General features: G+C 46.0%; 17 protein-coding genes. 4 read left to right on the top strand and 13 right to left on the bottom strand.

Annotation, left to right across the window (positions count from 1 at the left end):
• Nucleotides 1-189: 189 nt before the first annotated feature.
• The 13 genes from LDO51_RS00950 to napF all read right to left on the bottom strand — a co-directional run bounded on the left by LDO51_RS00950 (nt 190) and on the right by napF (nt 11158).
• Nucleotides 190-1263, bottom strand: coding sequence for a cytochrome c-type biogenesis protein CcmH (locus LDO51_RS00950; protein ID WP_225576021.1), 1074 nt, complete (start codon nt 1261-1263; stop codon nt 190-192).
• The gene (gene dsbE / locus LDO51_RS00955) at nt 1260-1817 is read right to left on the bottom strand and encodes a thiol:disulfide interchange protein DsbE (protein WP_225576022.1); all 558 of its coding nucleotides are present in this window, start codon (nt 1815-1817) and stop codon (nt 1260-1262) included. The genes LDO51_RS00950 and dsbE overlap by 4 nt, the downstream gene beginning before the upstream one ends.
• Nucleotides 1814-3745 (bottom strand): heme lyase CcmF/NrfE family subunit, encoded by a 1932-nt coding sequence (locus LDO51_RS00960; protein ID WP_225576023.1) that lies wholly within the window; start codon nt 3743-3745, stop codon nt 1814-1816. Before LDO51_RS00960 ends, dsbE begins: the two co-directional genes overlap by 4 nt.
• Nucleotides 3742-4221 (bottom strand): cytochrome c maturation protein CcmE, encoded by a 480-nt coding sequence (gene ccmE / locus LDO51_RS00965; protein ID WP_224058332.1) that lies wholly within the window; start codon nt 4219-4221, stop codon nt 3742-3744. Before ccmE ends, LDO51_RS00960 begins: the two co-directional genes overlap by 4 nt.
• Nucleotides 4218-4430, bottom strand: coding sequence for a heme exporter protein CcmD (gene ccmD / locus LDO51_RS00970; protein ID WP_036952095.1), 213 nt, complete (start codon nt 4428-4430; stop codon nt 4218-4220). The genes ccmE and ccmD overlap by 4 nt, the downstream gene beginning before the upstream one ends.
• Nucleotides 4423-5184, bottom strand: a complete 762-nt coding sequence (locus tag LDO51_RS00975) for a heme ABC transporter permease (RefSeq protein WP_225576024.1) — start codon at nt 5182-5184, stop codon at nt 4423-4425. Before LDO51_RS00975 ends, ccmD begins: the two co-directional genes overlap by 8 nt.
• A gap of 136 nt (nt 5185-5320) precedes the next feature.
• Nucleotides 5321-5923, bottom strand: a complete 603-nt coding sequence (napC, locus tag LDO51_RS00980) for a cytochrome c-type protein NapC (protein ID WP_036952097.1) — start codon at nt 5921-5923, stop codon at nt 5321-5323.
• Nucleotides 5924-5932: 9 nt separating this feature from the next.
• Complete coding sequence (gene napB / locus LDO51_RS00985) at nt 5933-6382, bottom strand: nitrate reductase cytochrome c-type subunit (RefSeq protein WP_225576025.1); 450 nt, start codon at nt 6380-6382, stop codon at nt 5933-5935.
• A complete protein-coding gene (gene napH, locus LDO51_RS00990; protein ID WP_006660698.1) occupies nt 6379-7242 on the bottom strand; it encodes a quinol dehydrogenase ferredoxin subunit NapH in 864 nt (287 codons plus the stop codon). Before napH ends, napB begins: the two co-directional genes overlap by 4 nt.
• Nucleotides 7229-7924: a ferredoxin-type protein NapG gene (gene napG / locus LDO51_RS00995; protein ID WP_225576026.1), complete on the bottom strand. Its 696-nt coding sequence runs from the start codon at nt 7922-7924 to the stop codon at nt 7229-7231. The genes napH and napG overlap by 14 nt, the downstream gene beginning before the upstream one ends.
• A 6-nt stretch (nt 7925-7930) precedes the next feature.
• Nucleotides 7931-10417, bottom strand: a complete 2487-nt coding sequence (gene napA, locus LDO51_RS01000) for a nitrate reductase catalytic subunit NapA (RefSeq protein WP_225576027.1) — start codon at nt 10415-10417, stop codon at nt 7931-7933.
• A complete protein-coding gene (napD, locus tag LDO51_RS01005) occupies nt 10414-10677 on the bottom strand; it encodes a chaperone NapD (protein WP_225576028.1) in 264 nt (87 codons plus the stop codon). The genes napA and napD overlap by 4 nt, the downstream gene beginning before the upstream one ends.
• Nucleotides 10667-11158 (bottom strand): ferredoxin-type protein NapF, encoded by a 492-nt coding sequence (napF, locus tag LDO51_RS01010; protein WP_225576029.1) that lies wholly within the window; start codon nt 11156-11158, stop codon nt 10667-10669. The genes napD and napF overlap by 11 nt, the downstream gene beginning before the upstream one ends.
• Nucleotides 11159-11915: 757 nt before the next feature.
• Between napF and nrfA the strand changes: the two genes are divergently transcribed.
• From nrfA to nrfD, 4 genes are read left to right on the top strand one after another with little or no spacing between them, the layout of a single operon-like run.
• The gene (nrfA, locus tag LDO51_RS01015; protein WP_225576030.1) at nt 11916-13349 is read left to right on the top strand and encodes an ammonia-forming nitrite reductase cytochrome c552 subunit; all 1434 of its coding nucleotides are present in this window, start codon (nt 11916-11918) and stop codon (nt 13347-13349) included.
• A gap of 45 nt (nt 13350-13394) precedes the next feature.
• Nucleotides 13395-13967, top strand: coding sequence for a cytochrome c nitrite reductase pentaheme subunit (gene nrfB, locus LDO51_RS01020; protein ID WP_225576031.1), 573 nt, complete (start codon nt 13395-13397; stop codon nt 13965-13967).
• On the top strand, nt 13964-14635 hold the full coding sequence (gene nrfC / locus LDO51_RS01025) for a cytochrome c nitrite reductase Fe-S protein (protein ID WP_225576032.1): 672 nt from the start codon (nt 13964-13966) through the stop codon (nt 14633-14635). The genes nrfB and nrfC overlap by 4 nt, the downstream gene beginning before the upstream one ends.
• On the top strand, nt 14632-15588 hold the full coding sequence (gene nrfD, locus LDO51_RS01030; RefSeq protein ID WP_225576033.1) for a cytochrome c nitrite reductase subunit NrfD: 957 nt from the start codon (nt 14632-14634) through the stop codon (nt 15586-15588). The genes nrfC and nrfD overlap by 4 nt, the downstream gene beginning before the upstream one ends.
• The last annotated feature ends 5 nt before the right edge of the window (nt 15589-15593 follow it).

The following is a 15593-nucleotide window of genomic DNA, read 5'->3' on the forward strand; positions in this document are numbered from 1 at the left end:
TTGTTATTGTTTTTTGACATTACTGTTAAACATTAAATACTTAATTGAAATGGATCTCGTTTGCTATTTTATTGGTTAATCATAATGGGTTATTCATAAGTAAAAGCTTGCCATTACTTCTTTGTAACAATAAAGGGAGCCTAAGCTCCCTTTATTCAATCAGATTAATGCCAGATACCCCGAAAATCGTTATTTCCCTTCCGGTGCCTCTTTCTTCTCATGCAGCATCATCAACGATTGCTCGACACTGCGTTCTATAATATCTCGGCGCTGATCATTTTCAGGCAGCAGTTTTAACATCATTTGCCATGCCGAAATGGCTTCTGGATAACGCCCTTGTTCGAATGCATTAAAGGCAAATATGCTGAGCGCTTTAACGTTAGTCCGGTTCTTCGCAATCAGCTTTTTAAGTAGCTCATTGCCTTCTTGGTTATCACTTGGGTCTGACGAACGGGTTAATACCTCCGCATAGCCTAATGCGACTGCATCATCGTCAGGGGATAAGCGGTAAGCACGACCATAAGCATCCGTTGCCATGGTGGCGTTGCCTAATACCATCCCAATGCGACCGAGCATCACCCAGCCATCAATATTTTGTGGATCTTCTTGAAGGCGAGTACGTAAGCCTAAAGCCAAGCTCTCCATTTCTTCATTATTCAGTGGAAGTTCATTGACATTCAGCGCTCTATCTAACAATGCTGGCGCTTGCTGATAAGCCACATTCCACTCTTTCACTTTGCTGTAGCTACCCACTTCATAATACGCAGCACCTGCAACGCCCAGCGCTATCACAATTCCGGGGATATATACCCAAGCACTCACACGGCTCGCTTCTGGCAGAGGTTCGTCATCATCATATTGAGCGACTTGGCTGGCTCTAACGCGCTTTTTAGAACGGGCGTAAATCAACCATCCCCCGACGGCAATAGCCACAAATGGCATTCCCCATAACATCACAGTGAGCGGTGTTAATGGCGGGTTGTATGTAACAAAATAACCGTATCTCGCCACCATATAATCGATGATTTCATCGCGGCTTTTCCCCTCTTGCATCAGCTCATACACCTTCTGGCGCAAGTCTAGGGCTATCATGGAGTTGGAGTCGGCAATACTGTTATTTTGGCATTTCGGGCAGCGTAACTCTTCTGCCAACTTACGAAATTGCTGCTCTTGCTGTTCATTTTCGAATGTAAAAACTTCCGTGGAAGCCAAGCTTACACCTGCGCTGAGCGCCCACATCATCAAGGCAATCACATATTTCATTGATTTGCCTCCTTGCTATAACGATCCCACAGCGGCTTCAGCTCGTTTTGCCAAACTCGTTCATCAACCGCACCCGCATGGCGATAACGAATAATCCCTTGCCCATCAATTAAAAAGGTTTCAGGCGCGCCATATACACCGAGATCAAGCCCCAGCATGCCTTGCCCATCGAATAAACTTAATGCGTATGGATTACCCAATTCGCGCAGCCAGCCGATCGCTTTTTGGCGATCATCTTTATAATTCATCCCCACAACGCGGATCCCTTGGGACGCTAACTGATTCAAATATTGGTGCTCAGCACGGCAAGTCGGGCACCATGTTGCCCATACATTCAATAGAATAGGTTGCCCTTGGATCAGCACCTCGGTGTCATATTCCTGCCCAGGATTTTCCAAGGATTCCAAACGGAAAACAGGGACTGGCTTGCCAATCAAGGCGGATTCTAACAAGCGTGGATCATCCCCTTCAGCATTACGTACTAATTGCCATAACAGCACGGCAGCAATCGCCGCAAAGATAACAAAAGGAATTAAAAAAACTTTGCGATTCATACAGCTTCCCCTTGCAGCTTGCGACGACGATAACGCGAGTCACACAGGCAGCATAACGCGCCTATTGCCATAAATACCCCTCCTGCCCAAATCCAGCGGACAAACGGTTTATAGTACAAACGCAATGTCCACACATTTGGGGAGATCTCCTCACCCAACGCCGCATATAAATCACGGGTAATCCCGCCATCAATAGCCGCTTCCGTCATCACTGAGCGGCTAGTGCTATAAAAACGTTTTTCTGGATGCAGCGTGGTGAGCACCTTGTCATTCTCTTTCACGGTGATAGTGCCAATTACTCCTTGATAGTTTGGCCCATCCGCTTCATGTACCCCATTAAATACAAAGGTATATCCGCGAATGACAATACTGTCGTCGGGTTTCATTTTTACATCACGTTCAATACTGTAATTCTGGCTAAAAGCGATCCCCACGATAGTCACCGCTAAACCAAGGTGCGCCAAAACCATTCCCCAATAACTTGAGGTCAGTTTGATTTTTTTGCTGATGCGTACCTTCATTTCAGCGAAGGCCAAAATAACAATCCAGCATGCCATCATTAAGCCCAGCACCGTCAGTGCTTCGACTCTATCTTGCATTAACCAAGGCAGTAAGAAAGAGAGAATGAATGTCAACACTAACGCCATTAGCAGCAATTTGCGAATTGCCGCAGGACGGTCACGTCCCCAACGTACTAGCGGTCCAATACCCAGCAACAATGCAAAGGGCACCATCAAGGCAATAAACATCGTGTTGAAGAACGGTTCACCAATCGAAATTGTTCCCAAACCAATTTGTTTATGGATAAGCGGCAGCAATGTACCTAACAACACCACCAACATGGCGGCTGTCAAAATCACGTTATTCCCTAACAACAGGGATTCCCGAGACCATAATGCGTTGTTGACCTTAGAACGTACTTTATGGCCGCGTATTGCAAACACCAATAACGAGCCGCCGATCACTAACACCATAAAGGCAAGAATAAATAGCCCTCGTGCGGGATCAGAAGCAAAGGCATGCACCGAAACCAATACACCTGAACGGACCAAGAATGTACCCAATAAACACAGGGAGAAGGCAAATATCGACAATAATAGCGACCATGCTTTGAAGGTGGCTCGCTGCTCAGTGACTGATAATGAGTGGATTAAGGCCGTCCCCACTAACCACGGCATAAACGACGCGTTTTCTACCGGATCCCAGAACCACCAGCCACCCCAGCCTAATTCGTAGTAAGCCCACGCCGACCCTAACATAATCCCCAGCGTTAAGAAGAACCATGCCGCCAGCGTCCAAGGGCGTGCAAAACGGGTAAAGGAGCTATCTAAGCGACCACTGAGTAATGCCGCAATCGCGAAGGCAAACGCCACCGAGAAGCCCACATAGCCCATGTACAGTAATGGTGGGTGGAAAATCAGTCCCGGATCTTGCAGCAGAGGGTTTAAGTCACGACCTTCAATCGGGAAGGAGGGTAAGGTGCGAGAGAATGGGTTTGAGGTAAAAATGATAAACAGCAAAAAGCCGACGCTGACCATTCCCATTACCGCTAGCACCCGCGCCACAATATCCAGAGGCATACGATAACTGAATAACGCCACAGCAAATGTCCAGCCACTCATTAGCAGCACCCACAGCAACAGTGACCCTTCATGTGCGCCCCATGTTGCCGCCACTCGGTACCAAATCGGTAATTGCGTGTTGGAGTTATTTGCCACGTAAGTGACGGAGAAATCATTCACCACAAAGGCATTAATCAACACTAAAAATGCCCCTGTAATACAGAGAAACAGCAACCATGCTAATGGTCTAGATGCCGCCATCATACGGGCATCATTACGCGCCACACCCCATAGAGGATAAAAAGAGAGTAATACAGAGACCCCTAATGCTAGACACAACAGGATATTACCAATCTCAGGGATCATGATGCATTGTCCTTATACATTGCAGCAGGACGTTTATGGTTTTCTTGCATCGCTTGCTCAATTTCTGGTGGTGTGTAGTTTTCATCATGTTTGGCTAACACTTCTTTCGCCATCACATGATTATTCGGTTCTAATTCCCCTTGCACCACCACGCCTTGCCCTTCTTTGAATAAATCAGGGAGGATACCGTCATAACTCACATCAATTTCAGCTTCTGCATCATAGACCGTAAAGGTGACTTTCAATGAATCAGGATCACGTACCACGGTGCCGGGCATAACCATTCCACCAACTCGCAAACGCTGCCCGACTTCAGGCACTTTCTGCGTTTCTCGCTTCCCGTAAATCACTTCACCGGGGGTATAAAATAGGTCGATACTGGAACTTAAGGCATATAGCACCAATGAAAAAGTCAGCCCAACACCTAAAATAATGGATGAAACCAACCACAGTCGGTTACGGCGACGAATATTCACATCCCCTCCCTGCGCGCTCTAGCGGCTTTTTGTCTTGCTTCACGCGCTTGTTGCTGAACAATCGCGCTAAAAATCATTTTTCGTTGAATATAAGTATGGATACACAGTGCCGCTAATGGCAAAAGGGTTAGCGCAACCGCTAACCAAACATAAAATCCATATCCCCCCATGGCGATGAAGTCACTCCAAGAGGCAAAAGCACTATTCATGGTTGTTCCCTCGTTCATGGCGGTTTCCTCGCTTAGTCATCAGTTCCAGTACCCAAGGTCGGTTACGCTCTAACATTAACAGTTGGTTACGCAGACGAATTAGCGTCAACGAAATAAATAGGAATAAATACCCTAAAATAGCTAAACGTAACGGGGTACGCATAGCCGGATTAATACTTTCTTGCATACGTGTTGATGGTTGATGCAGGGTTTGCCACCACTCAACTGAGTAGTGAATAATAGGCAAATTGATCACCCCAATTAACACTAAAATGGCAGCTGCTTTTCCTGCTGTACGGCGGTCATCAAAAGCGTGCCATAGGGCAATAACCCCAACATATAAGAATAATAGGATCAATTCGGAGGTTAGGCGCGCATCCCATACCCACCAAGCTCCCCACATCGGTTTACCCCATGTGGCGCCAGTGACAAGCGCGATAAAGGTGAATACAGCGCCGACAGGCGCCATTGCAGCAATGGCTAACTCAGAAATTTTCATTTGCCAGACAAGACCGATGAACGCCGTGATAGCCATCGTGGCATAAATCCCCATCGACCACATGGCCGCAGGGACATGAATATATATAATCCGGTAGCTATCACTCTGTGTTTTATCGGTTGGGGCAAAACCAAAGCCCCAAACCCAGCCCACCGCCAGAAAGATCACACTTAACACAATGAACACTGGAGCTAATCGCCCGCATATTTTATATAGGTTCATTGGAATTGCTAATTGGTGAAGCTTTTTCCACATAGTTAATAGCCCCGATTTGTCTCACAAAATGCTGTGCATTAATATTAGCTACAATACACAAAAACCACGTAATTTTATTGATTTATCACAAATACAACTTAGGCTAGCTGACTCAATTAGCCAACTAGCCTATTTCTTAGAAGCCTGGTTCCACTTCCCGCATATCTGGTAACTTATGCGCAATACCTTTATGGCAATCAATACAGGTTTTTCCGTCTTTTAATGCTTGGTCATGCATTTTTGCAGCGACACTTTTTTGAGCGGTAAAATCCATATAGTCGAAGTTGTGACAGTTACGGCACTCTTGGGAATTGTTATCCTTCATCCGCCGCCACTCATTCTGCGCCATTTCGAGGCGATGTGCTTCAAATTTTTGTGGTGTATCAATCACGCCAAAAATCTTACCATACAGCTCTTTACTGGCTTTGATTTTTCTCACCATTTTTGGCACAAACTCATGAGGTACGTGGCAATCTGGGCATGTCGCTCTCACCCCACTACGGTTAGTATAGTGAATGGTATCCATATACTCTTCGTAGACGTTTTCACGCATTTCATGGCAGCTAATACAGAACTCTTCCGTATTGGCCTTCTCCATTCCGGTATTAAAACCGCCCCAGAAAATAACACCGCCGACAAAACCGATAATCAACAACGTGCCTAACGCTAAACGGCTTGGACGCCACCACCACTGCCAAACCCGGCGAATGATACCCGGTTTATCACTTTTATTAGTCATATCCGCCCCTTATTTCCCGAAGCCTTTAGATGGGGTAAAGGTATTATCGATAATCGGCGCAGTATCAGATTGAGGAACATGACACTGTAAGCAGAAATAACGATTTGGTGCCACTTCACCTAATACTTTACCTGTCGCATCCATAAAGTGTGTTGGGCTAATACGTGGTGCGCCAGTGGTACGATAATTTTCGACACCATGGCACTGCAAACAACGGTTTGTGTTCGTGGTAATTTGATACCCTTCAACACTGTGAGGGATCATCGGTGGCTGATTAACGTAGTTCAGCGCCATTTTTTCCTGCTCTTTCGGAATATGAATGCCACTTTCTGGTGTGCCTGACACTTCTGGTGATTGAGTCAGATCGACGCCATTCGCCGACCATGCAAAACTGCTCACGACAACGGCCATACCCGCTATCCAACGGCTTAATGTTCTTTTCAGGACAGGGTTTTTCATGATTTAGCTCCCGAACTCCATTTTAGTGTTATTTTAAAAACGTCCTCAGAACAGACATCAATACAACGACCACACGTTGTGCAATCTTTCGCCGTGATCTGTGCTGGGGCTTGTTTATCAAGAACCGGAACGCGCAAAACTTGCGGCTCAGGACAAACGTGGAAACAATCCATACAGCGGTTACACTGCTCTTTTTTATGGGCGGTCACGACTAAAGCCCCTTTACACCCCGCGACACCGTACAGTGCGCCGAGTGGGCATAAGTGACCACACCAACCATGTTCCACGACCAATAAATCGAATAAAAATAGTGCAATTAAAACTAAAGCGCCGCTACCAAAACCAAAAATCAAACTACGTCCCATCAGAGAAACGGGGTTAATCCATTCCCAAAGCAGCGTACCTGTTAATGCAGATCCCAGCAAAATAACACCCAGCAAAACATAACGGATGTAACGTGGGATCGTGGCGGATTGATTGAATTCGAATTTTCGACGTAGCCATGCCGCTGCATCCGTGACCGGATTCACAGGGCACACCCAACTACAGAAAACCCGTTTTCCTAACAGGGCATACACCCCGAAAACAATCCCTGCACCGATTAACGCGGAGATCCCCGGTAAGTAACCACTTGCTAAGCTTTCAAGAGTAATCAGCGGATCCGTCAATGGGATCGTATCCAGCAATAAGCTGCTACTGTAGTTGCCATGTAAGATCCACACACCAAACCATGGACCACTTAAAAACATGGCTAACACTAACAACTGACTGGTACGTCTTAATACCAACCATTTATGGCTTCCCCACCACCCTTTTTTCGCCAGAGCCTCACGTCCGGCATCGTGCTTACGATTTGCCATTGTTTCCCTCCAGCCAACCAAAACGGTAATGGTGACCTAATTCCCCTTTCGCCAGCGAACGTGGCAATACTTTAATTGCCGACTCCTCAAGCACACACGCTTGTTCGCATTTACCGCACCCCGTACAGTAATTACTGTTCACAGTCGGTAAGAAACGCGCGTGTTTACCCGTTCGGTGGTTTTGTTCAAGTTCCAGTGTGATAGCTTCGTCAATCACAGGGCAAACTCGGTAGCACACATCGCATCGTAACCCTTGAAAGTTCAAGCAGTTTTCTTGGTCGAGTAACACTGCCAGCCCCATACGTGCATCATTGATGGAGTCAATATCCTTATCCAACGCACCACTTGGGCACACTTTGGCACAAGGAATGTCTTCACACATTTCACACGGGTTTTCACGAGCAATAAAATACGGTGTACCGGCTGCCATGCCAGACGCCAATGTGGCGAGTTTCAACATATCGTAAGGACACGCTTGCACACATTGACCACAGCGCACACAGGCACTTGCAAAGGCACTTTCGTCTAAGGCACCCGGCGGGCGAAGATGCACTCCGCTCGCTCGGGAGGTTTGTTGCTGAAGCCCCAGTACCACACCAACAGCCGCCAGTCCACCCGCAGCGCGAGCAACATCACGCAAAAAACGGCGGCGACTATTCTGGGAACTCGGTTTCTGGGACATACGCAATTACACCTTTTCCACTTTAACTGCACATTTCTTGTAATCCGTCTCTTTCGATAGCGGATCCGTTGCATCCAGAGTGAGGTTATTCACTAACTGAGATGCATCGAAGAATGCCATATAAATCAAACCTTTCGGTGGACGGTTACGGCCACGAGTTTCCACGGTTGAGATCACTTCACCACGGCGAGAAAGCACTTTCACTTTATCTCCACGGCGCAAGTCTTTCGCTTTCGCATCCAGCGGGTTCATAAACACGACGGACTCAGGGAATGCACGGTGCAACTCAGGCACACGGCGAGTCATACTGCCGGTATGCCAATGCTCAAGGACACGCCCTGTGGATAGCCATAAATCGTATTCTGCATCTGGGACTTCTGCAGCGGGTTCAAATGGCAGTGCAAAAATTACCGCTTTACCATCTGGCTTGCCGTAGAATTGATAACCCTGTCCCGCTTTTACGTAAGGGTCATTACCTTCGCTGTAGCGCCATTGCGTTTCTTTACCATCCACAACTGGCCAGCGGATACCGCGAGCTTTGTGGTATGCATCGAAATCCGCTAAGTCATGACCATGACCGCGGCCGAAACTTGCATACTCTTCAAATAGCCCTTTTTGCAGGTAGAAGCCGAGTTCACGGGATTCATCATTCAGTTGGTCAGCAGCCAGTTCTGTAATCGGGAATTTGGTCACCGCCTCGTTAGCAAACAGAATGTCGTATAGCGTTTTTCCACGATATTCTGGTTTCTTCGCTAATAACTCTTCCGGCCAAACGTCTTCCGCTTTGAAGCGGCGAGAGAACAGTACCATCTGCATTAAGTCAGATTTAGCTTCCCCTGGTGCGGGCACTTGCTGACGCCAGAATTGTGTACGGCGCTCTGCGTTACCGAATGCCCCTTCTTTTTCTACCCACATCGCTGTCGGTAAAATCAGGTCAGCAGACAGTGCGCTGACAGTTGGGTATGGGTCTGAAACCACGATAAAATTACGTGGGTCACGCCAGCCCGGCATACGCTCTTCATTGATATTTGGGCCCGCCTGCATATTGTTATTGCACATCACCCAGTAGAAATTGAGCTTGCCATCTTTTAATGCGCGGTCTTGAGCAACAGCGTGTAATCCCACTTTTTCTGGAATAGTTCCCGCTGGTAATTTCCAAACGTTTTCCACTTTTTCACGGTGTTTTTCGTTGGTGACCACCATGTCGGCAGGTAAACGGTGAGAGAAAGTCCCCACTTCACGTGCAGTACCGCAGGCTGACGGCTGACCCGTTAAGGAGAACGGCCCACAACCTGGCTGAGAAATTTTACCGGTCAATAAGTGCAGGTTATACGCCAAGTTATTCGCCCAGACGCCACGAGTGTGCTGGTTGAAGCCCATTGTCCAGTAGGAAACCACTTTCACGTTAGGATCTGCATACAGCTTAGCTAACGCTTCTAACTGATCTTTCGGAACACCCGTCATTTCAGCGGTTTTATCGAGGGTATATTCCGCAACAAACGCTTTGTACTCTTCGAATGTCATTGGGTCAGACGCATCTGAACCTGGGTTCTTCGCCTTCTGCTCTAAAGGATGGGTTGGACGTAAACCATAACCAATATCAGTAACCCCACGACGTAAATTAACGTGTTTATCAAGGAAGTCCTGATTCACCGCATTGTTTTGAATAATGTAGTTAGCGATGTAGTTGAGGATCACTAAGTCTGATTGCGGCGTAAAGACAATGCCGTTATCCGCTAATTCGAAGCTACGGTGTTTAAATGTAGACAGTACAGCGACACGAACATCAGGGTTAGATAGACGACGGTTGGTGATACGCGACCATAAAATTGGGTGCATTTCCGCCATGTTCGAACCCCACAGCACGAAAGCATCTGCATGTTCGATATCATCGTAACAGCCCATCGGTTCATCCATACCAAAGGTACGCATAAAGCCGACAACCGCCGATGCCATACAGTGACGCGCATTTGGGTCTAAGTTGTTTGAACGGAAGCCACCTTTAAATAGTTTGGATGCGGCATAACCTTCCCAAACCGTCCACTGACCGGAACCAAACATTCCGATACCTTCAGGGCCTTTCTCTTTGAGGGTGGTTTTGACTTTCTCTTCCATCACATCAAAGGCTTTTTCCCATGTAATTGGGGTAAATTCACCGTTTTTATCGTACTCACCGTCTTTCATACGCAGGAGTGGTTGAGTTAAACGGTCTTTTCCGTACATGATTTTTGGTAGGAAATAGCCTTTAATGCAGTTCAAACCACGGTTAACAGGGGCTTCAGGGTCACCTTGGCTCGCGACGATACGCCCGTTTTGCGTTCCAACTAAGACCCCACAACCTGTACCGCAGAAACGGCAAGGTGCTTTATCCCATTTAATACTTTCTTGCTGACCAACCACTGCTTTCGCAATACTTGGTACGCCAACGCCTGCCGCCGCAGCAGCGGCCGCTATCGCATTGGCTTTCATAAAGCTACGACGACTGAGTTTCATACTTTTTCCTCACATTGCTCATCCTGCTGGTGATAAACCAGTGAAACATCCAATACACCATCGATATCACGAATAAAATCGATAGTATCTAAAAGCGTTTTACTGTCTTCCCCTTCCACAACCACAATTAACTTGCCATTTTCAGGGGAGGAAATAGCCACTTCGCAGTTAGGTTGTTTCGCTAATTTTTTGGTTACAGCGGAAATGCGTTCACTTTTGACTTGAACAATCAAACTGCAAACTTGCCAGTTATTGTGCATCTTCATGCTCCATGGTAATGGCTGATACAGGACATCCCGCGACACATGCGCCACAACCTGTACAACCCTGCATATCAATATTTGGCTGGTAAATACCGGCCAGTGATGGACGAAAGGCGATCACTTGAGGTTCACAACTGTCTTCACAACGGCGACATTCAATCGATTTGTACGCCAGACAGTGTTGCCCAATGGCAATCTTGATATTCCAAGGCTGGGTATTTTGAGGAAGGAATATAGGCTCAGGACAGGCCTCTGCACATGCATAACAGAATGTGCATTCACCACGCTGAAAATCGACCATGGGATAGCCACCAGGACCCGGTTGCAAAATTGCCGTTTCGCAACTCGCGATACACTGGTTACAACGCGTGCACTGTTCAATAAAATGTGCCTCACTACCACTCCATGGTGGTCGAATTACGGGTGCAGTATTACGCCAAGCCCCCGTTAAAACTCCCCGACGAGTGATATCAACCATGTTTATTTCCTTTACATTGCCCAACCAAAAATTGCTAAAAGAGACTGATAAACCGCACTTTTTATATGATTATTTATAGTCGATATTAATTAGCTAACTATCAAAAATACATACTACCTAGTAGGTAAACTAACTTTTTGCATTCTTATAAAGAAAATAGCCATTCTTTGACGTTTCACATCAAAAACACAGTATAAATATTGAGAAATGCAGATATAAGGTCGTTTTATAATTATTCATTAACATTTCATAAATATGAAATACGAATTTAAACCTTATTTTTAATAGTCAAATTTATAATTAATGAAAACATATACCACTAAAGTAGTATATCATGAGCACTTTTACAAAAAACTATATTTACTTTTTTTGATTTTACGCACGTTTTAATTTAAAAATTAACCAATTTATTTATTCATCATATTGGTAAAAATACAATTTACCATAAATATCATTAAGATAATAAAAAAACCAAAAGAAAATGATAATCATTACTATTTGATGATTGAATCCATATTATTTTTTAAAAATTAAAATTTAATATTTTTTTATTTAGTCAATTTTCTCCATTTTTATTATTTTCCATCGATTAAAAAGTAAACTCATTTTAATTATTGATCAAAGACAATATTTTTTGTGTGGTTTTTTGCTAATTATATAAGTTGGCAATTGTCTGATAGCAATAGTGCGATTGTTATCAAATATAAAAATAAATACAGCTAATGGGATGGCTGGCTGAAAAACACTCGAGGCCCTTATGGCAAAGATAAGAAATAATGCACTGCATTTACTGAGTGTGTTTGTAGGGATATTTCTATTTACCTCTGTACAGGCACAAACTCCAACAACAGATTCCACATCAACCATCAACGCTCGAAACGAAACGTTTGAAGCGGCGCACCCTGATCAATACCATTCATGGCGAGCAACTTCAGAACAATCACAACGAGAAGATGCACTGGATGAAGATCCTCGCCTTGTCATCTTATGGGCAGGGTATCCATTCTCTCGTGACTACAATAAACCTCGTGGTCACGCCTACGCGATTATCGATGTTCGTGAAACACTGCGAACAGGTGCGCCCAAAAATGCTGAAGACGGTCCTCTTCCTATGGCGTGTTGGAGCTGTAAAAGCCCTGACGTTGCTCGATTAATTCAGGAACATGGGGAAGATGGCTACTTCAAAGGCAAATGGGCAAAAGGCGGCCCTGAAGTTGTCAACGTATTGGGTTGTGCGGATTGCCACAAAACAGACTCCCCTGAGTTTGCCAAAGGTAAGCCTGAACTCACTCTATCTCGCCCGTACGCTGAGCGTGCCATGGAAGTCATTGGCAAACCATTCGATAAAGCGAGCCGCTTCGACCAACAATCTATGGTGTGCGGTCAATGCCACGTTGAATACTATTTTTCTGGCGAAACCAAATCGGTGAAATTCCCTTGGGATAACGGCACCAAAGTCGAAGATATGGAAGTGTACTACGACAATATTGGGTTCTCTGACTGGACAAACTCCCTATCTAAAACCCCAATGATTAAAGCCCAACACCCTGAATATGAAACTTGGAGCGCGGGTATCCACGGCAAAAACAATGTGACCTGTATCGACTGTCATATGCCGAAACTGCAAAACGAAAAAGGGGAACTGTATACCAGTCATAAAATCGGCAATCCGTTCGATAACTTCGAACAGACTTGCAGCAGTTGCCACACACAAAGCAAAGAGCAGCTGCAAAGCGTCGTTGCTGAGCGTAAAAAAGCTATCCAAGAGATGAAAATCAAAGTGGAAGATCAGTTAGTGCGCGCTCACTTTGAAGCTAAAGCAGCTTGGGATGCGGGTGCAACCGATGCTGAAATGAAAGATATCCTCGCAGATATCCGTCATGCACAGTGGCGTTGGGATTTATCTATCGCGTCACACGGTATCCACATGCATGCCCCAGATGAAGGGTTACGTATGCTGGGTGGTGCAATGGATAAAGCTGCAGATGCCCGTGCCAAACTGGCCCGTTTACTGGGTTCAAAAGGCATTACGCATGAAATAGCAATCCCGGATATCTCCACTAAAGATAAAGCGCAGCAAGCCATCGGCTTGGATATGCAGAAAATTAATGCTGAAAAACAAGAGTTTTTAAAGACTGTGGTACCTGAATGGGATGCACAGGCACGTAAAAACGACCTGTTAGCCAAATAACCACTCACCCCAGTTCACTGGGGTGCGATAACCAATGGAGTGAATATGAGCGTACTACGTTCGTTATTAACTGCTGGGGTGCTGGCGTCAGGCTTGTTATGGGCAATATCCGCGTCGGCAACACCACAAATGGCTGAAGAAGCTAGCAAAGACGGTCGTTGGCAAGTTACGCAGCAGCGTAATCCAGACAATGCTTGCCTTGATTGCCATAAACCCGATAAAGAAGGGATGCATGGCACCCATGCTGAGGTCATCAACCCGAATAATAATTTGCCAGTGACGTGTACCAATTGTCATGGTAAACCGGGCCCAAATCACCGTGAAGGCATTAAAGATGTCATGCGGTTTAATGACCCGATGTACAGTGTGGAACAACAAAATAGCGTCTGTCTATCTTGCCACTTACCTGAACAGCTGCAAAAAGCATTTTGGCCACACGATGTTCACGTGGCCAAAGTGGCTTGTGCGAGTTGTCATGACCTCCATCCTAAGCAAGACACCATGAAAGTGCTGAATGATAAAGGTAAGGTCAAAATCTGTGTAGATTGTCACTCAGATCAGCGAGATAACCCGAACTTTAACCCAGCTGCGGTGAATGTTCTTAAGGAGCAGCCATGAGTTGTTCTCGTCGTCAATTCATTATCTATTCGGGCGCACTGGCGGCGGTAGGCGGTGTGGCGGGGCATTCCCTCGCCAATACCATGAAAGTTGACGGGGTGCGGTATGGCATGATCCACGATGAAACACTGTGTATCGGCTGTACCGCCTGTATGGATGCATGTCGGGAAGTCAACCAAGTTCCTGAAGGCGTATCACGCCTAACGATTATTCGTAGTGAACCTATCGGTCAATTCCCTGACGTCAAATATCGGTTCTTCCGTCACTCTTGCCAACATTGCGAACATGCCCCTTGTGTCGATGTATGCCCTACAGGGGCTTCATTCATTGATAAAACCACGGGGATTGTGGATGTAAACCCCGATCTGTGCGTTGGCTGTCAATACTGTATTGCCGCCTGCCCTTACCGCGTCAGATTTATTCATCCCATCAGCAAAACCGCCGATAAATGCGACTTTTGCCGTAAAACCAATCTCAAAAAAGGGAAACAACCGGCTTGCGTCGAAGCATGCCCAACCAAAGCGCTGGTGTTTGGTAATTTAGATGATCCAAACAGTGCGGTATCGCTAATGCTGGATGAAAAACCGACCTATCGATTCAAAATTGCTCTGGGAACGAAACCCAAAATGTACCGAGTTCCCTTTAAATATGGGGAGGTTAGCCAATGACAACCACTTCAGCTTTTCATTTTGAGTCGTTAGTCTGGGACTGGCCTATCGCTGTTTACCTGTTTTTGATTGGTATCTCTGCGGGGTTAGTGGTTCTGGCAGTATTGATGCGCCAATATGTACCCAATGCTGCCGCCAGCAATAGCACCATCATGCGTACCACGCTAATTTTAGCACCGACCACCATTATTCTCGGTTTACTGATCCTCATTTTCCACTTAACTCGTCCATGGACGTTCTGGAAATTGATGTTTCACTACAGCCCAACCTCAGTGATGTCCATGGGGGTGATGCTGTTCCAAGTTTACATGGCAGTGTTAGTGGTTTGGCTGGCTAAAATTTATGAGCAGGAACTCATCCAACTGCAACAAAAATGGCTACCAAAGCTAACGATGGTGCCTCGCGTTTTAGGTTGGCTAAGTCGCATCATGCGCGGGTTAGATATTGCTATGCTAGTCTTAGCAGTATTACTGGGAGCTTATACGGGATTCTTGTTATCGGCCCTCAAATCCTATCCGTTCTTGAACAACCCAATATTACCGGCTTTATTCCTCTTTTCGGGAATTTCGTCGGGACTGGCGGTGAGTTTACTGGCGGTAGTCCTGCGCTATCGCAAAAATGTTCATAACCCTGAAACGGTCTTTTTACACCGCGTAGAAAGCTTCGTCGTCTGGTTAGAGATATTTTTGCTAGCCGCATTCTTTGTGGGGTTAGCGCTCGGTGATGATGGCAAACTGCGTTCGTTAATTGCGGCATTAGGCGGCGGTTTCTGGACGTGGTGGTTCTGGCTTGGCGTCGTGGGGATTGGATTTGTTATTCCCCTTGCGTTGAAAAAATGGCAACAACAAGGTAGCCAAGCTTTTCGAGTTATTGTGGTCAGTGGCGCGAGCTTAATTGGCGTGTTTTTCCTGCGTTTTTTTGTCCTGTACGCAGGACAACTGACCGTCGCATAACCGAC

The sequence above is a fragment of the Providencia alcalifaciens genome (assembly GCF_020271745.1).
Classification (GTDB): domain Bacteria; phylum Pseudomonadota; class Gammaproteobacteria; order Enterobacterales; family Enterobacteriaceae; genus Providencia; species Providencia alcalifaciens_B.